General features: G+C 70.4%; 17 protein-coding genes and 2 pseudogenes. 10 read left to right on the plus strand and 9 right to left on the minus strand.

Translation table 11 applies throughout. From position 1 onward, the window contains the following. Window positions 1-27 precede the first annotated feature (27 nt). On the plus strand, window positions 28-1,248 hold the full coding sequence (locus AC07F0_RS24915) for an RNA polymerase sigma factor (protein ID WP_478981974.1): 1,221 nt from the start codon (window positions 28-30) through the stop codon (window positions 1,246-1,248). Between the two features lie 9 nt (window positions 1,249-1,257). Further along, entirely contained in the window at window positions 1,258-1,491 is a 234-nt protein-coding gene (locus AC07F0_RS24920) for a hypothetical protein (RefSeq protein WP_478981976.1), read from the plus strand. On the opposite strand, the gene AC07F0_RS24925 is transcribed toward AC07F0_RS24920, so the two are convergent. After that, window positions 1,488-2,222 carry a VOC family protein gene (locus AC07F0_RS24925; protein WP_478981978.1) on the minus strand — a complete coding sequence of 245 codons (735 nt, stop codon included), beginning with the start codon at window positions 2,220-2,222 and terminating at the stop codon, window positions 1,488-1,490. The two genes, AC07F0_RS24920 and AC07F0_RS24925, sit on opposite strands and share 4 nt — an antisense overlap. A gap of 104 nt (window positions 2,223-2,326) precedes the next feature. Between AC07F0_RS24925 and AC07F0_RS24930 the strand changes: the two are divergent. Next, window positions 2,327-2,802 (plus strand): annotated as a pseudogene (locus AC07F0_RS24930) (inorganic phosphate transporter); the annotation flags it as partial. A 255-nt stretch (window positions 2,803-3,057) separates the two neighbouring features. On the opposite strand, the gene sodN reads toward AC07F0_RS24930, so the two are convergent. Then, a complete protein-coding gene (gene sodN, locus AC07F0_RS24935) occupies window positions 3,058-3,453 on the minus strand; it encodes a superoxide dismutase, Ni (RefSeq protein ID WP_190049384.1) in 396 nt (131 codons plus the stop codon). Between the two features lie 223 nt (window positions 3,454-3,676). Between sodN and sodX the strand changes: the two are divergent. Beyond that, window positions 3,677-3,850 (plus strand): annotated as a pseudogene (sodX, locus tag AC07F0_RS24940) (nickel-type superoxide dismutase maturation protease); the annotation flags it as partial. Window positions 3,851-3,915: 65 nt separating this feature from the next. Here the strand turns inward: sodX and AC07F0_RS24945 are convergent. From AC07F0_RS24945 to AC07F0_RS24960, 4 genes are all read right to left on the minus strand, one after another. Continuing rightward, entirely contained in the window at window positions 3,916-4,575 is a 660-nt protein-coding gene (locus AC07F0_RS24945; RefSeq protein WP_478981980.1) for a CGNR zinc finger domain-containing protein, read from the minus strand. 169 nt (window positions 4,576-4,744) lie between these two features. Further along, window positions 4,745-5,506, minus strand: a complete 762-nt coding sequence (locus AC07F0_RS24950) for an amino acid ABC transporter ATP-binding protein (protein ID WP_478981982.1) — start codon at window positions 5,504-5,506, stop codon at window positions 4,745-4,747. Beyond that, window positions 5,503-6,450, minus strand: coding sequence for an amino acid ABC transporter permease (locus tag AC07F0_RS24955; RefSeq protein ID WP_478981984.1), 948 nt, complete (start codon window positions 6,448-6,450; stop codon window positions 5,503-5,505). The genes AC07F0_RS24950 and AC07F0_RS24955 overlap by 4 nt, the downstream gene beginning before the upstream one ends. A gap of 32 nt (window positions 6,451-6,482) precedes the next feature. Then, entirely contained in the window at window positions 6,483-7,433 is a 951-nt protein-coding gene (locus AC07F0_RS24960; protein WP_478981986.1) for an ABC transporter substrate-binding protein, read from the minus strand. 623 nt (window positions 7,434-8,056) lie between these two features. On the opposite strand from AC07F0_RS24960, the gene AC07F0_RS24965 reads away from it, so the two are divergent. The 4 genes from AC07F0_RS24965 (at window position 8,057) to AC07F0_RS24980 (ending at window position 11,622) form a co-directional block, all read left to right on the plus strand. Further along, entirely contained in the window at window positions 8,057-9,289 is a 1,233-nt protein-coding gene (locus AC07F0_RS24965) for an NAD(P)-dependent malic enzyme (RefSeq protein WP_478981987.1), read from the plus strand. A gap of 486 nt (window positions 9,290-9,775) precedes the next feature. Further along, window positions 9,776-10,741: a zinc-binding dehydrogenase gene (locus AC07F0_RS24970; RefSeq protein WP_467368408.1), complete on the plus strand. Its 966-nt coding sequence runs from the start codon at window positions 9,776-9,778 to the stop codon at window positions 10,739-10,741. Window positions 10,742-10,846: 105 nt separating this feature from the next. After that, complete coding sequence (locus tag AC07F0_RS24975) at window positions 10,847-11,056, plus strand: HTH domain-containing protein (protein ID WP_003992902.1); 210 nt, start codon at window positions 10,847-10,849, stop codon at window positions 11,054-11,056. Then, window positions 11,056-11,622 (plus strand): Clp protease N-terminal domain-containing protein, encoded by a 567-nt coding sequence (locus tag AC07F0_RS24980; RefSeq protein WP_478981989.1) that lies wholly within the window; start codon window positions 11,056-11,058, stop codon window positions 11,620-11,622. Before AC07F0_RS24975 ends, AC07F0_RS24980 begins: the two co-directional genes overlap by 1 nt. A 17-nt stretch (window positions 11,623-11,639) precedes the next feature. Here AC07F0_RS24980 and AC07F0_RS24985 read toward each other — a convergent pair whose 3' ends face one another. Further along, window positions 11,640-12,698 carry a PadR family transcriptional regulator gene (locus AC07F0_RS24985; RefSeq protein WP_478981991.1) on the minus strand — a complete coding sequence of 353 codons (1,059 nt, stop codon included), beginning with the start codon at window positions 12,696-12,698 and terminating at the stop codon, window positions 11,640-11,642. 1 nt (window position 12,699) lies between these two features. Continuing rightward, entirely contained in the window at window positions 12,700-13,671 is a 972-nt protein-coding gene (locus AC07F0_RS24990; protein WP_478981993.1) for a DUF4097 family beta strand repeat-containing protein, read from the minus strand. Window positions 13,672-13,829: 158 nt separating this feature from the next. Here AC07F0_RS24990 and AC07F0_RS24995 point away from each other — a divergent pair, with 158 nt between their 5' ends. Beyond that, complete coding sequence (locus AC07F0_RS24995; protein WP_478981995.1) at window positions 13,830-14,660, plus strand: hypothetical protein; 831 nt, start codon at window positions 13,830-13,832, stop codon at window positions 14,658-14,660. A gap of 16 nt (window positions 14,661-14,676) precedes the next feature. Here the strand turns inward: AC07F0_RS24995 and AC07F0_RS25000 are convergent, their stop codons facing one another. Then, window positions 14,677-14,856 carry a DUF6104 family protein gene (locus tag AC07F0_RS25000; RefSeq protein ID WP_023586593.1) on the minus strand — a complete coding sequence of 60 codons (180 nt, stop codon included), beginning with the start codon at window positions 14,854-14,856 and terminating at the stop codon, window positions 14,677-14,679. 189 nt (window positions 14,857-15,045) lie between these two features. On the opposite strand from AC07F0_RS25000, the gene AC07F0_RS25005 reads away from it, so the two are divergent. Further along, on the plus strand, window positions 15,046-15,207 hold the full coding sequence (locus AC07F0_RS25005) for a hypothetical protein (protein ID WP_478981997.1): 162 nt from the start codon (window positions 15,046-15,048) through the stop codon (window positions 15,205-15,207). Window positions 15,208-15,236: the final 29 nt, after the last annotated feature.

Genomic DNA, 15,236 nt, shown 5'->3' on the forward strand with positions numbered 1-15,236 from the left:
GGCGCGCCGGTGGGACCGGTGGGACCGGTGAGGAGCACACCCGAGATCGAGGACCTGCTGCGCCGTGACGCGCCGCAGGTCCTCGGCGCGCTCGTCAGGCGGTACGGACACTTCGACGCCGCCGAGGACGCCGTACAGGAGGCGTTGCTCGCTGCGGCCGGGCAGTGGCCTTCGGCGGGTGTGCCCGGCAATCCTCGCGGCTGGCTGATCAAAGTCGCCTCGCGGCGGCTGACCGACACCCTGCGCAGCGAGGAGGCGCGGCGCCAGCGCGAGGAGCGGGCGGCGGCGCTCACCCCCCGCGACGCCTTCACCGCAGCGCCGCCCGGGGAGCGGGCTCCCCGCGAGGACGACACGCTCTCGCTGCTCTTCCTGTGCTGCCATCCGGACCTGACGCCGCCCGCCCAGATCGCGCTCACGCTGCGCGCCGTCGGCGGTCTGACCACGGCGGAGATCGCCCGCGCGTATCTGGTGCCGGAGACGACGATGGCGCAGCGCATCAGCCGGGCCAAGCAGAAGGTGCGGGGTGTGCGCTTCGGTCGCCCGGACCGTTGGGAACAGCGGCTGCCGTCCGTCCTCCAGACCCTCTACCTGATCTTCAACGAGGGCTATACGGCCACCTCCGGAGCCGCTCTCCAGCGCCGTGACCTCGCCGGCGAGGCCGTACGCCTGACGCGCACGGTCCACCGGCTGCTCCCCGACGACGGCGAGGTGGCCGGCCTGCTCGCGCTGATGCTGCTCACCGACGCCCGCCGCGACGCGCGCAGCGGACCGCACGGCGAGTTGATCCTCCTCGACGAACAGGACCGGGGCCGCTGGGACAAGGCCGCGATCGAGGAGGGCGTCACGCTGGTCACCGGGGCGCTGTCCCGGGGCCGGCCCGGGCCGTACCAGTTGCGGGCCGCGATCGCCGCCGTCCACGACGAGGCACCCTCGCCCGAGGCGACGGACTGGGCCGAGATCCTGGGCCTGTACGACGTCCTCGTCCGTCTGGTCCCCGGCCCCGTCGAACGCCTCAACCGCGCGGTGGCCGTCGCCATGGTCCACGGCCCGCACGCCGGACTGGACGAACTGGACGCCCTGGCAGGCGAATTGCAGGGTCACCGCGTGGACGCCGTACGCGGTCACCTCCTGGAACGCGCGGGCGATCCCCAAGCGGCCCGCGCCGCCTACGAGTCGGCGGCCGCGCAGACCCTCAGCCTGCCCGAACAGCGTTACCTCATGGCGCGGGCCACGCGGCTGAGCGACTAACGTGAAGGCATGGGCATGACGGGGGAGTGGCGCCGCGGGGTATGGCGCTGGGCTGTGATCGTGTGGGTGCTCGCCGTGGCCGCCGCCGGCGGACTGACGCTGTGGCTGCAGGACTCGACGGAGCCCCAGGGCCCCTACGGCTGGGAGGAGACGAAGCCCGACATGACGCCGGACCTGCCGCCCTGTCCGACGCCGGACAGGACCGGACCGCTCGTCGCGTGCGCCTACGCCGAAGCGCGCTAGAGGCGCGCGCCGCCCGTCACCGGATCCCGGGTCGTCAGGCAGTACGTGCCGCCCGCCGGGTCGCGCATCACGGTCCAGCCGGAGAAGCCGGCCACGAAGGCGGCTCCGAGTTCCTCGTGCCGCGCCCGGGTCGCCGCGACGTCCGCGCAGGCGAGGTCGAGGTGGGCGCAGGCCGGACGTTCCTCGTCGAGGCGTTGCAGGAGCAGACGGACCGGCAGACCGGGCGGCGGCTTGACCACGTGGAACTCGGGGAGGGAGCCCGGCAGCGACTCCCAGTCGGCGAGCAGCGCGCTCCAGAAGGCGACTTCGGTGTCGAAGGCCGAGGGCGCGACGTCCACGCACACCTGGTCGAGCCGACTGCCCCGCACCACGTCCGGGCGTGACGACTGGCCGCGCCAGGGATCCGCGCAGAACAACTGCCCACCGGGCGAACGCAGCACGACGAGCGAACCGAGGTCGGTCACCACGCTCGCGCCGAACCGCACCGCCGCGGCGGCGAACTCCGGTACGTCGTCCACACAGAAGTCGATGTGCGCACCGCCGGAAGGCGGCTCGACCGCCTGTACTTTCAGGCAGGCGTCGGCGCCGTCGGGAAGCAGCGTGGCGAACTCGTCGTGTTCTCCGCGCAGTTCGGACAGCCGGGTGTCCGTGACCGCTGTCCAGAAGTCGCAGGCGGCGTCGAAGGCCTCCCGCGGGCGGTCGATGAAGGCGTACGTCCAGCTGATCCTCATGGGCCCGATCGTAGAGGGCGTGCGTCACGGCCAGCCGCGTGAACCTTGACCAGCCTCTGCCTCGCCGTTCCCCGCCTATGGCCTGCACTTGTTTGCATTCAGGAATGGACCACATCACGTTCCTCGTGGCGGTCGTCATCGTGACGGCACTGGCCTTCGACTTCACCAACGGATTCCACGGCACGGCGAACGCGATGGCCACGTCCATCGCCACCGGCGCACTCGCTCCCGTACGGCGGTCCTGATCAGCGGTGTCCTCAACGTGATCGGTGCCTTCCTGTCCACGGAGGTCGCCAAGACCATCTCGGGCGGCATCGTGGACGACACCCTCGTCACCCCGGGAATGATCTTGGCGGGACTGGTCGGGGCGATCCTGTGGAACCTGCTGACCTGGCTGGCAGGACTGCCGTCGAGTTCCTCGCACGCCCTGTTCGGCGGGCTGATCGGGGCCGTGTGGGTCGGGGCGGGCAGCCACGGCGTCGACTTCGGCAAGGTCGTCGAGAAGGTGCTGGTGCCGGCGGTGGCCTCGCCGGTCGTGGCCGGTGTCGCCGCACTGCTGGCCACCTACCTCGCCTACCGGTCCTCGGCGTCCTCGGCCTCGCCCAACTGGAGGGCACCCGCGACCGGCAGGGCCGCACCTTCGCCCTCGGCCATCACCCAGGCGGCGCTGTGCTTCCTCGCCTGTGCGGCCGTGGTGGCGTACGGGATCTTCCTGATCGTCCCGCGGTTCCACTGACCGGCAAGGGCAGCCCCGCACGTAACGCCGCCCACGACTGCCCATGACGAAGGGGCCCTGCCGGTTCTCCCGGCCGGGCCCCTTCGCCTGCCCGTGGATTCAGGCCTTCTTGGTCTCCCAGAAGATCTTGTCGATCTGGGCGATGTAGTCCAGCGCCTTCTGGCCGGTCGCCGGGTCGGTCGAACCCTTGGCGGCGGAGAGGGCCTTGAGGGTGTCGTTGACCAGCTGGTGCAGCTCGGGGTACTTCTCGAAGTGCGGCGGCTTGAAGTAGTCGCTCCACAGCACGGACACGTGGTGCTTCGCGAGCTCCGCGCGCTGCTCCTTGATGGTGGTGGCACGCGTCTGGAAGTGCGGGTCGTCGTTGCCGGCCATCTTCTCCTGGATGGCCTTCACCGACTCCGCCTCAATGCGGGCCTGGGCAGGGTCGTACACACCGCAGGGAAGGTCGCAGTGTGCGCTGACCTTGACCTTGGGGGCAAACAGGCGGGAAAGCATGGAGCATTCCTTCCTCGTGATCGTCTTCTCACAGGGGACATTACTCCGTGGGGGAGCGGTTTTCGCGAGTGCCCCCATGGGCTTAGGACAAAAGTCCAGGGTGAGACTGAGACTGGTGGACGAAGAACCGGGGAGGTGCCGGGTGATGCCGGAGCTGTCGCAGGAGTCCGAGCGGGGGAGGTCGGCCGCGCCCTTCGGGGTGGCCGAGGTGACCGGTCCGTCCATGGTGCCCACGCTGTACCACGGGGACCGGCTCCTGGTGCACTACGGGGCCCGGCTCAAGCCCGGTGACGTCGTCGTGCTGCGGCATCCCTTCCAGCAGGACCTGCTGGTCGTCAAGCGGGTCGCCCAGCGGCGCGAGAACGGCTGGTGGGTGCTCGGGGACAACGCGTACGCCGGCGGGGACAGCACCGACTACGGCGTCGTCCCCGACGACCTGGTGCTGGGACGGGTCCGGTTCCGCTACCGGCCGCGCAAGCCGGGGCTGCGTTCGCCCTGGGCGCTGCTGGGCTGGGCGTTGTCCGCCGCCAGGCCCGTGCTCTCGGGCAGGCCGGGCCTGGCCGCTTCTAGGCGCTTGCGGGCGCGGTAGGCCGCCACGTTGGCGCGGGTCGCGCAGCGGTCGGAGCAGTAGCGCCGGGAGCGGTTGGTGGAGGTGTCCAGGTAGGCGTTGCGGCAGGGCGCGGCCTCGCACAGCCCGAGCCGGTCCACGCCGTACTCGGTCAGGTGGAACGCCAGGCCCATCGCCGCGATCGCCGCGTATCCCGCGGTCGCATTGGACGGATGGTCCGCCAGGTGCATGTGCCACAGGGGACGGCCGTCGTCGTCGCGGAAGTCGTGCCCGGAGATCTGCGGGCTCACCGGGAACTCCAGCAGCAGTGAGTTCAGCAGGTCCACGGCGAGCGTCTCGTCGCCGCTGTCGGCCGCCTCGAAGACCGCACGCAGCCGGGCCCGGACCGAGCGGAAGCGGGTGACGTCCGCGTCGGTGGTGCGGCGGGCCGCCGACTGGTTGTCGACGAACAGCTCGCGGACCGCCTCGACCGACGTCAGGGTGTCCTTGCCCCGGGCCGGTTCCTCCGTGTTGACGAGGCGCACGGCGTAGTCCGAGTAATAGGCCAGTTCCACGTGTAGTCCTTACGGAGGGCTTTATTGTCCTGAGCGCGCACTCGTAACAGCTGATGGTGCTCCCAGGGTATTACGAGGGACGGGGCGGGTGAGGGACGCGGACATCACCGAGGAGCATGCCGAAGGGGGCGGTACGGAGTTCCGTACCGCCCCCTCGGGGTGGGTGATGTCAGAGCACCTTGGACAGGAACGACTTCGTCCGCTCGTGCTGCGGGTTCGTCAGCACCTCGCGCGGGTGACCGGATTCGACCACCACACCGCCGTCCATGAAGACCAGGCTGTCGCCCACCTCGCGGGCGAAGCCCATCTCGTGGGTGACGACGATCATCGTCATGCCGGACTCGGCGAGGTCGCGCATGACGTCCAGGACGTCACCGACCAGCTCCGGGTCGAGCGCCGAGGTCGGCTCGTCGAACAGCATCAGCTTCGGGTCCATGGCGAGGGCCCGGGCGATGGCGACGCGCTGCTGCTGGCCGCCGGAGAGCTGCGAGGGGTAGCTGCCCGCCTTGTCGGCCAGACCCACCCGGTCCAGGAGCTCCAGGGCACGCTGCCGGGCCTGGCTCCTGCTCACGCCCTTGACCTGGACCGGTGCCTCCATGACGTTCTCCACGGCCGTCATGTGCGGGAACAGGTTGAAGCGCTGGAAGACCATGCCGATGTCCCGGCGCTTGCGGGCGACCTCGCTGTCCTTCAGCTCGTAGAGCTTGTCGCCCTTCTGGCGGTAGCCCACCAGGTTCCCGTCCACGTACAGGCGGCCGGCGTTGATCTTCTCCAGGTGGTTGATGCACCGCAGGAAGGTCGACTTGCCGGAACCGGAGGGGCCGATGAGGCAGAACACCTCGCCGGACTTCACCTCCAGGTCGATGCCCTTGAGGACCTCGAGGGGGCCGAAGCTCTTGTGGACGCCTTCTGCCTTGACCATGGCGTTCATGCGGTGCCTCCCGTCGGCTTCGAGCGGTTGGACAGGGACAGGAGGTTGGCCTTGACCTTCTGGAACGGCGTGGCCGGGAGCGACCGGCTCGAACCACGCGCGTAGTACCGCTCCAGGTAGTACTGGCCGATGCTGAAGACCGACGTCATCAGCAGGTACCAGGCCGCCGCCAGGAACAGCATCTCGGCGGGGGCGCCGGAGGTCTGGCCGATGTCCTGAGCGGCGCGGAGCAGCTCCGGATACTGGACGACCGAGACCAGCGAGGTCGTCTTCAGCATGTTGATGACCTCGTTGCCCGTCGGCGGCACGATCACGCGCATCGCCTGCGGGATGACGATCCGGCGCAGCGTCTTGGCGTGGCTCATGCCCAGCGCGTGCGACGCCTCGGTCTGGCCCTCGTCGACGGAGAGCAGACCGGCTCGGCAGATCTCCGCCATGTACGCGGCCTCGTTGAGACCGAGGCCCAGCAGCGCCGTCAGGAACGGGGTCATGAAGTCCGACCACTCGTCCTTGTAGAACGGCCCGAGGTTGATGTACTCGAAGACCAGGCCCAGGTTGAACCAGACGATCAGCTGTACCAGGACCGGGGTGCCGCGGAAGAACCAGATGTAGAACCACGCGATCGACGAGGTCACCGGGTTCTTCGACAGGCGCATCACGGCGAGCACGACGCCGCCGACGATGCCGATCACCATGGACAGCACGGTCAGCAGGAGCGTCTTGCCCACGCCGTCCAGGATCCGGTCGTCGAAGAAGTAGTCCGGGATCGCACCCCAGTTGATCTTGCCCTGGGAGAACGCGTAGACGACCCCGACCAGCAGGGCGATGGCGATGACGGCGGAGACGTACCGCCCGTAGTGCCGGACCGGGATGGCCTTGATGGCCTCCGGTCCGGCCGGGGGCGTGTCGGACGGCCCCGACGTCTTGTCGATGTCAACAGTCACGGGTGTTGCCTTTCAGTGCCGCTGCGTCGCGGTCACTTGCCGCCGTTGATGCTGGCTTCCTTGATGGCGCCGTCCGTGACGCCCCACTTCTTCATGATCTTCTCGTACTCACCGTTCTTGATGAGCGCGTCCAGCGCGGCCTTGAGGGCGTCCCGCAGCTGCGTCTGGTTCTTGGCGACCGCGATGCCGTACGGAGCGGCCTCGACCTGCTCGCCGACCAGCTGGAAGTCCTTGCCGCCACCGGAGGTCTTCACGGCGTACGCGGCGACCGGGAAGTCGGACGAGCCGGCGTCGGCGCCGCCCGCGCGCAGGCGGGTCTGGGCCTGCTGGTCGTTGTCGAAGGCCTCGATGGCGATCTTCTTGCCGGCCGGGCACTTCTTCGACTCGGCCTTGGCGAGGTCCTCGGAGACCGTGCCGCGCTGCAGCACGATCTTCTTGCCGCACAGGTCGGACCAGGACTTGATGCCCTGGTCGTCGACCTTCTTGGTGTAGATCGAGACACCGGCGGTGAAGTAGTCGACGAAGTCGACGCCCTCACCGACCTTCTTGCCGGTGTCGGAGTCGATGCCCTCCTGACGGTCCTTGGTGTCGGTCATCGCGGACATGGCGATGTCGTACCGCTTGGAGCGCAGACCCGTGATCAGCGTGTCGAAGGTGCCGTTCTCGAACTGGAAGTCGACCCCGAGCTGCTTGCCCATGGCGGCGGCGAGGTCCGGGTCGATGCCGACGACCTTGCCGGAGCTGTCCTTGAACTCGACCGGGGCGTACGCGATGTCCGAGCCGACCTTGATGACGCCCTTGTCGCGGATCGCCTGCGGCAGCTTGTCGGCGAGCGGGGCCGCGCTCGTCTCGCTGCCCGACCCGGTGTCCTTGGTCTGGTCACCGCATCCGGTGAGCATCAGTGCGCCTGCGACCGCGATCGCACCGACCGCTGCTAGCCGGGAGTGCGCGGCGGTCGTACGACGGGTGGAGCTTGCGGTCATGGTGGGTTCCTCCGGCGGATGGGTGGAGTTGCCGATGGGGCGAGCGCTGCCGATGGGTTCGGCAGTGCCGTGGACTACCGGCGGTGCCGGCAGTACCTGGGTCGACGAGAACACACGTCTTCGAGTGTCGCGACCTCGTGTGATTACGGCATCTTGCCATTCGGACTGCGCCATTCTGGGGGCCAGCCATGTCAAAATCGGATAACGGGCGACCCCCGAACCGCATCACTCCGGTACATCACGGCCGGACCTTCTGCGGGAATCATTCCTTCCGGCAGGAAGATCTTCGGTATGTCCCGGGAATCCGATACGGGGCCCGAAGGATTCGCCGACCCGTGAGCGGTTGTCGAGGGTTTGTCCAGTCCTTGTCCTGATATTGGACGAAGAGTCAGGGTGCCCGTGTGTGACCTTCGCGTTATGGACTCGTCGTCGGCGCCGTCCGTCCGGTAAGAAGGTTCTTTACACCCCTCATCCGGGGCTCAGGGCGCGTGTGCGGCGCGCCCATCGCGTACGCGCCCGTACGTAACACGTACAGAGCACGACCACGGCCGTACGCGGTCCCGCCCACGCCTCACCAGGAGTGGCCACCCTCAAGCCAATGAAGATTTAAGGGGTAAAACGAAGTGGCAGCGGAGATCGTCAATCCTCGCAGCGAGAGCACGACGGACCATACGGGTCACGAGGGCGGTGCGGAGCCCCTCGACTCCTTCGATCCGGCGTTCGCGCTCCACCGCGGCGGCAAGATGGCCGTGCAGGCCACGGTGCCGGTCCGTGACAAGGACGACCTGTCCCTGGCGTACACGCCCGGCGTCGCGAAGGTGTGCAGCGCGATCGCGGAGCAGCCGGAGCTGGTGCACGATTACACGTGGAAGTCTTCGGTCGTGGCCGTCGTGACGGACGGTACGGCCGTGCTGGGACTCGGTGACATCGGGCCCGAGGCCTCCCTCCCGGTGATGGAGGGCAAGGCGATTCTGTTCAAGCAGTTCGGCGGCGTGGACGCGGTTCCGATCGCGCTGAACTGCACGGACGTCGACGAGATCGTCGAGACGGTGGTGCGGCTCGCGCCGTCGTTCGGCGGAGTCAACCTGGAGGACATCTCGGCGCCGCGGTGCTTCGAGATCGAGCGGAAGCTCCAGGAGGCGCTGGACATTCCCGTCTTCCACGATGACCAGCACGGTACGGCGGTGGTGACGCTGGCGGCCCTGCGGAACGCTGCGCGGCTGAGCAAGCGGGCGCTGGGAGATCTGCGGGCCGTCATCTCCGGCGCCGGTGCGGCGGGTGTCGCGATCGCGAAGATGCTGGTCGAGGCCGGGATCGGGGATGTCGCGGTGGCCGACCGCAAGGGTGTCGTGTCGGCGGACCGGGACGATCTGACGCCGGTGAAGCGGGAGCTGGCCGGGTTCACGAACAAGGCGGGGATCAGCGGGTCGCTGGAGGCGGCGCTGGCCGGGGCCGATGTGTTCATCGGGGTGTCCGGTGGGACGGTGCCGGAGGACGCGGTGGCGTCCATGGCCGACGGGGCGTTCGTTTTCGCCATGGCGAATCCGAATCCCGAGGTGCACCCCGAGGTCGCGCACAAGTACGCGGCCGTGGTGGCCACCGGGCGGTCGGACTTCCCGAACCAGATCAACAACGTGCTGGCGTTTCCGGGGATCTTCGCGGGTGCCTTGCAGGTGCGGGCGTCGCGGATCACGGAGGGGATGAAGCTGGCTGCGGCGGAGGCGCTGGCGGGCGTGGTCGGGGACGACCTCGCGGCCGACTACGTCATCCCGTCGCCGTTCGACGAGCGGGTTGCGCCGGCGGTGACGGCTGCGGTGGCGGCGGCTGCCAGGGCCGAGGGTGTGGCTCGGCGGTGACGTAGTAGCGCGTTGCGCGTTTGCACGTTTGCGTGTTGCGTGTTGCGCGGTGATGTGAGTGGCCCCGTCCGGGTGTGGGCGGGGTCGTTTCCTTGGGTTCGGCTGTTTGGGTGGTGCGGGGTGCCTGCGGCGGCCTGTGGCTGCTTCGGTGGGGGTGCGCGTAGCGCCTGCGCGGTGGTGGTGGGTCGGGGCCGCGCCGGGGGGTGTCCGTCCTCGGAACGGCGCGATGGGGTTGCGTACCGACCAACTCCCCGTTGACGCGCCAACCGCTGCGGGCGGACACCCCCCGACACGTCCCCTTCGCGCCGTGCGCGGGTGCGGGTGCGTGGTGGTTTGGTGCCCGCAGGGCGCCGCTGCGGGCCGTCGTGCCTCCCTCGGTGGGGGTGTGCCCCCCGGGCGGCACGGGTGCCGAGCGCCTGGCAAGAGGGTGTGTCTCACAGAGGCCGGTGGTTCCGTGCGGTCGGTCCGGAACCTATCGTCAAGGTCATGTTCGCTGTCTACGCCGCCCGAATCGACCGCGACCAGCCACTGGCCGGCCTGGAGTTGGGAGAGCGTCCGGCTCCCGAGGTCCGCCCCGGCTGGAGCACCGTCACGGTCAAGGCCGCCTCCCTCAACCATCACGACCTGTGGTCCCTGCGCGGCGTCGGCCTCGCAGAGGACAAGCTGCCGATGATCCTCGGCTGTGACGCCGCCGGCGTCGACGAGGACGGCAACGAGGTCGTCCTGCACTCCGTGATCGGACAGAGCGGGCACGGGGTCGGACCGAAGGAACCCCGTTCCATCCTCACCGAGCGCTACCAGGGGACCTTCGCCGAGCAGGTCGCCGTGCCGACCTGGAACATCCTGCCCAAGCCCAAGGAGCTCTCCTTCGAGGAAGCCGCCTGTCTGCCCACGGCCTGGCTGACCGCGTACCGGATGCTGTTCACCAACGCGGGCGTCCGGCCCGGCGACTCCGTGCTCGTGCAGGGCGCCGGCGGTGGTGTCGCCACGGCCGCCATCGTGCTGGGCAAGGCGGCCGGGCTGCGGGTCTTCGCCACGAGCCGGGACGAGGCCAAGCGGAAGCGGGCCGTGGAGCTGGGGGCCGTGGAGGCCCTGGAGGCGGGGGCGCGGTTGCCGCAGCGGGTCGACGCCGTGATCGAGACCGTCGGGGCCGCCACCTGGTCGCACTCCGTCAAGTCGCTGAAGCCCGGCGGCACGCTGGTGATTTCCGGTGCCACCAGTGGTGACCGGCCCTCGCACGCCGAACTGACGCGGATCTTCTTCCTGGAGCTCAAGGTCGTCGGGTCCACGATGGGCACCAAGGACGAGTTGGAGGACCTGCTGGCGTTCTGTGCCGCGACCGGAGTGCGGCCCGTGATCGACGAGGTGCTGCCCATGGACCGTGCGCGGGAGGGCTTCGAACGGCTGGCGTCCGGTGAGCAGTTCGGGAAGGTCGTGCTCGTCAATCCGTAGTGCCTGGTGAGTGGGGTGTGCTGGCGGCCGGTCCGGGGTTCGGGCCGGCCGTTTGGTTTGTCAACTGGGGTTGACGGAAGGAGAGCGTCAACGTAGGTTGACGCCATGACCGAAGCAACCGATCTGGCCGAGCGGGCGGGCGACCGTGATCCACGGGTCGGTCTGCGGGCCGTCGCCGCCCTGCGCAGGCTGCTGGAGCAGCTGGAAGCCGTCCAGGTGCGCAACGCGCGCAATCAGGGCTGGTCGTGGCAGGAGATCGCCACCGAACTCGGTGTGAGCAGGCAGGCCGTGCACAAGAAGTACGGGAGGCATTGATGTTCGAGCCGTTCACGAAGGACGCCCGGAGCGTGGTCAAGGGTGCGTTCGCGTATGTGGAGGGTGGCAGAGGCGGGCAGGTCGTGGAGCCGGAGCATCTGCTGCTCGCGCTGCTCGATCGGGAGGGCAGTCGTGGCTCCTTCGCGCTCGCCGCTCTCGGGCTCGGTGAGCGGAGGGAGTCCGCGCGGCAGGCGCTGGGGGCGGCGCGGCGGCGGGCCGGGCTGTCGCAGGCCGAGACCGACGCGCTCGCCGGGCTCGGGATCGATGTGGAGGAGATCGTCGCCCGGGTGGAGGAGGTGCACGGGGCCGGCGCCATGGCCGGTGACCGGAAGGACAAGGGGTGGTGGTCGGGGCGGCCCTCCTTCGGGCGCGGCTCCAAGGACGTCCTGGAGCGCTCCTTGCGCGTCGCCCTCGCCCAGCGGGACCGGCACATCGGGGACGAGCACATCCTGCTCGCCCTGACCCTGCGCCCCGGCGTCCCGGCCGAGGTCCTCGCCGACCACGGGGTGACCTACGCGTCCCTGGTGCGGGTGCTGTACGGGGGCGGCGAGGCCAAGGCCGGGTGAGGGGCGGAGCCGGCCGCTTACTTCTTCGGCGTGCGCAGCAGGGCTCCTATGTGGGCCGCGGCCTGCGACAGGTGGCGGCGGGCGTCGCGCAGTTGGCCGGGGGTGACGCCGTGGTCGCGGGCCGCGTCGCGGATGTCGTCCCTGAAGCGGTCGAGCAGGCGGTCCAGGTCGCGGGCCGGGTCGCCGGTGGAGTCCATGGCGTCCTCGTGGGCCCAGGCAGGCTCGTAGGCGGCCGGGAAGTCCCCGGCGGGCTGTGAGGGCGTCGGCTCTGCGGCCGGCTTGCCGGTGCCGGTCCAGTCGAAGCCGAAGTCCTTGCCGTAGTCCTTGCCGAACTCGCCGACCTCCTTGGCCAGTTCGCTCAGGCCCTCGCGCAGTCCCGTGGGCCAGTCGCCGCGGGCGAAGTGGTCCTGGACCTGCTCCTGGACCCGGCGGGCGATGCGCTGCACCTGCTCCTGGGCCTGGGCGCGGGCCTGTTCCTGGGCCTCCTTCGCCTGGCGGCGGGCGCGCTGGGCGTCCTCGCGGGCGCGGCGGCTCTCGTCCTTGGCGCGGCGGGCCTGTTCCTTCCACTCCTGCCTGGCTCGCCGCATCTCCTCCTTGGCCGCACGCCAGGCGTCCTTGTCGCCGTACTGCCCGAAGTCCCCGAAGGGAGCGTCCTCCACGCCACGGGCTCCCCTGCTGCCGGTTTCCCGGCGGGCCTCGGTCGCGGCGGCGCGCATCTCGCGGCGCAGGTCGCCGGCGGCCCCGCGCACGTCGGCGCGGATCTCCGCCGCCAGTTCCGCGACCGACTCCCGGATCTCCAGCTCCAGATCGGCCAGCTCGCCACTGCGGTCGGCCAGCTCGGCGCGGCCCGCGTCCGTGATCGAGTACACCTTGCGGCCGCCCTCGGTGGTGTGGGTGACCAGGCCCTCGGCCTCCAGCTTGGCCAGGCGCGGGTAGACCGTGCCCGCCGACGGTGCGTACAGCCCCTGGAAGCGCTCCTCGAGGAGGCGGATCACCTCGTAGCCGTGACGGGGGGCCTCGTCCAGCAGCTTCAGCAGGTAGAGGCGGAGGCGGCCGTGGGCGAAGACGGGGGGCATGTCAGAGCACCTTCTTGTCGGTCGTGCCGTCGGCCGGGGCTCCGGCGTCGGCGGCGCCCCGGCCGGAGACGGAATTGTCTCCCGAGCCGGCCTGCGGGTCGTCCTGCGGGTCGGCCGGCGAGCTGCCGGTGCCGGGCCGGGTGTCCCACGGTTCGTCGGGCTCATCCTCCCTGGAGGGGCGGCGCAGCAGGGCGATCGAGCCGGAGACCGTCGTCGCTCGCAGCCTGCCCGTGCCCGCGCCCAGGCGGCCCGTGATCTTGTGGGCGCCCCACTGGCCGTGTACCCGCAGACCGTCGAACGCGTTGGAGACCGCGCCGCTCGCCGTGTTGGCCTCGACCTCCGCGTCCGCCGGGTCCGGCAGCCGGATCGCGATCTCGCCGGAGACGCTGGTCAGCCGCACGTCCGTGGGGCCGTCCGGGTCGAGGTCGACGATCATGGAGCCGCTGACCGAGTCGGCCCGCACGGAGGAACCGGAGCCCTCGACCACCGTGAGGTCGCCCGAGACGGAGTTGAACCGGAGGTCGCCCGTCACGTCCTGGGCCTCCACATTCCCGGAGACCGTGTCGGCGCGGACCGGGCCGGAGAGGGCCACGAGGGTCGTGTCGCCCGTGACGCCCTTCACCGCCGCCGGGCCCTCGATCCCGGAGAGCACCGCTGCCGCGCCGACCACCCCCAGCTCCACCCGGGTGGAGGCCGGGACGGCCAGGGAGACGACCGCGCTGCGGCGCCAGCCCTTGCGGTCCAGCCACTTGAGGAAGCCCTTCCAGGGCAGGTCCTCGTAGGCCACCGTGAGAGTGCCGCCCTGCTGGGTGACCACCAGGGGCGGTCCCTGGATCTCGGAGACCTCCAGGCGGGCGGAACCTTCGTCCGTGCCCACCACGTTCACCGTTCCGTCGACGAGGCGCACGTGGAGCTCGCTCACGGGCTCGTCGAAGGTGAGTTTCCTCGGCTCCGCGACAGACCACTCGGACATGGACAGACCTCCCGACAGGACGCGCCATATCGCGTCTCCTGTCATTCACGATATATCGTGGTCCGGGAAAGTCAAGGCACTCGTTTCGGGGATGCCGAGGCGCGCATCGAGGCGTACAAAAGTGCCCGAAGAGGGGCGATTCGTCCTACCGTGTGACCATGTCGACGGAAGCCGACCGCGCGGGTCCCGCCCCTGGGGCGCTGCTGTTGTGCCGGGCGGTGCCCGGGGCGGTCGCCCCCGTCGCCCACCTGCTGCGGGAGCGCATGCAGCTCACCCGGGCGGGCGACGAATGGAGTGTGCTCGTGCCCGAGGGCGGGCCCTGGCGGGACGCCGGCGAGCCCGTCGACCGAGTGGTCACAGGCTGGGCCACGGCCCTCGCCGTCGGCGCGCCCTGGCCCGTTCTCGCCCTGTGGTGGGACGCCGACCACGCGGGCTTCACGCTCGCGACCGGCTTCCGCCGCCCGGTCGGCTTCGTCTGGCTCGCGAGCGGGGTCCCGGCGGGGGAGGAGGAGGCGATGCGCACCTTCGCCGCGCGCGTGGGCCTCGACCCCGTCCTGGACCTCCAAGCCCTCGACCGGCTGACGAAGGCCGACTCCGCGGCCGACGCCCGCGCCCGTCTGCGCCGCCTGCTCGTGGTCCTCGCGCGCGTGGGCGTCTCACTGCCCCCGGAACTCGCCCCCGGCCGGCCCGCCGACCGCCTCCGGGAAGCCGCCGCACTCCAGCCGGACAGCCTCCCGGTCGAATGGCCGGGCCGGCACGACGCGATCGCGGAACGCGACACCGTCGACCACAGCCGCATCGGCCCCTGGATCCCCTGGACCGGCGGCCCCGGGGCCCGCACCCTGGCCCTCGCCCAGGTGGCGGCGGGCGTACCGCTCACGGCCCGCGGCGTACGGCGGCGTAACGGCGGCCTGATCGCGGCGGGGGCCCTGCTCCTCGCCCACGGCTCGCTGAGCCTGGCCTACGGCCTCACCCACCCCCGCGACTGACCGTCCCGGGAACGTCCTACTCCTCGTCCTCGTCGTCCAGCCGCGCCAGCCACGTGGCCAGCCGCTCCACCGGCACCTCGAAGTCGGGGTTGAGATCGACGAACGTCCGCAGCTGCTCGGCGAGCCACTCGAAGGTGACCTCCTCCTCGCCGCGCCGCTTTTCCAGCTCCTCGATGCCGCGGTCGGTGAAATACAACTCGTGCTCCTGATCCGGACGGGGCAAGCCCTCTTGCCAACCCCTCCAGGGTAGGCCGTGCGGTCCCGCGAGACCGTGGCCGGGAACGGGTTAGGTCACGGGCAGCCAACCTGGATATGACCCTCGTCTGGTGTACGTGGGCGCCGGCCGTGCTCGATCGGTCCGGCGGGGGACTCGGCGGGGGACGAGATGAGCCACATCCAGGATGTCCAGCTGCCGGACGGCACGGTGATCACCGCGCGGATCGGTGAGGGCGAGGCCTACGGCCACCAGGAGGACGTCGGTTTCAGCGAGGCCGCCCTCGCGAAGGTCGAACAGCTCCAATGGGATGTCGCACCGCAGCCGATCTGACATTCCGGGACGGCGAAAGGCCCGGCCCC

Source organism: Streptomyces sp. NPDC045955 (genome assembly GCF_056430805.1).

What these genes read in the sequence shown, in the direction of transcription:
- AC07F0_RS24920 (WP_478981976.1), top strand. Translation starts at nt 1,258, where the DNA reads ATGGGCATGACGGGGGAGTGGCGCCGCGGGGTATGGCGCTGGGCTGTG.
- AC07F0_RS24995 (WP_478981995.1), top strand. Translation starts at nt 13,830, where the DNA reads ATGTCGACGGAAGCCGACCGCGCGGGTCCCGCCCCTGGGGCGCTGCTG.
- AC07F0_RS24975 (WP_003992902.1), top strand. Translation starts at nt 10,847, where the DNA reads ATGACCGAAGCAACCGATCTGGCCGAGCGGGCGGGCGACCGTGATCCA.
- AC07F0_RS24980 (WP_478981989.1), top strand. Translation starts at nt 11,056, where the DNA reads ATGTTCGAGCCGTTCACGAAGGACGCCCGGAGCGTGGTCAAGGGTGCG.
- AC07F0_RS25005 (WP_478981997.1), top strand. Translation starts at nt 15,046, where the DNA reads ATGAGCCACATCCAGGATGTCCAGCTGCCGGACGGCACGGTGATCACC.
- sodN (WP_190049384.1), bottom strand. Translation starts at nt 3,453, where the DNA reads ATGCTTTCCCGCCTGTTTGCCCCCAAGGTCAAGGTCAGCGCACACTGC.
- AC07F0_RS24970 (WP_467368408.1), top strand. Translation starts at nt 9,776, where the DNA reads ATGTTCGCTGTCTACGCCGCCCGAATCGACCGCGACCAGCCACTGGCC.
- AC07F0_RS24950 (WP_478981982.1), bottom strand. Translation starts at nt 5,506, where the DNA reads ATGAACGCCATGGTCAAGGCAGAAGGCGTCCACAAGAGCTTCGGCCCC.
- AC07F0_RS24960 (WP_478981986.1), bottom strand. Translation starts at nt 7,433, where the DNA reads ATGACCGCAAGCTCCACCCGTCGTACGACCGCCGCGCACTCCCGGCTA.
- AC07F0_RS24990 (WP_478981993.1), bottom strand. Translation starts at nt 13,671, where the DNA reads ATGTCCGAGTGGTCTGTCGCGGAGCCGAGGAAACTCACCTTCGACGAG.
- AC07F0_RS24925 (WP_478981978.1), bottom strand. Translation starts at nt 2,222, where the DNA reads ATGAGGATCAGCTGGACGTACGCCTTCATCGACCGCCCGCGGGAGGCC.
- AC07F0_RS24985 (WP_478981991.1), bottom strand. Translation starts at nt 12,698, where the DNA reads ATGCCCCCCGTCTTCGCCCACGGCCGCCTCCGCCTCTACCTGCTGAAG.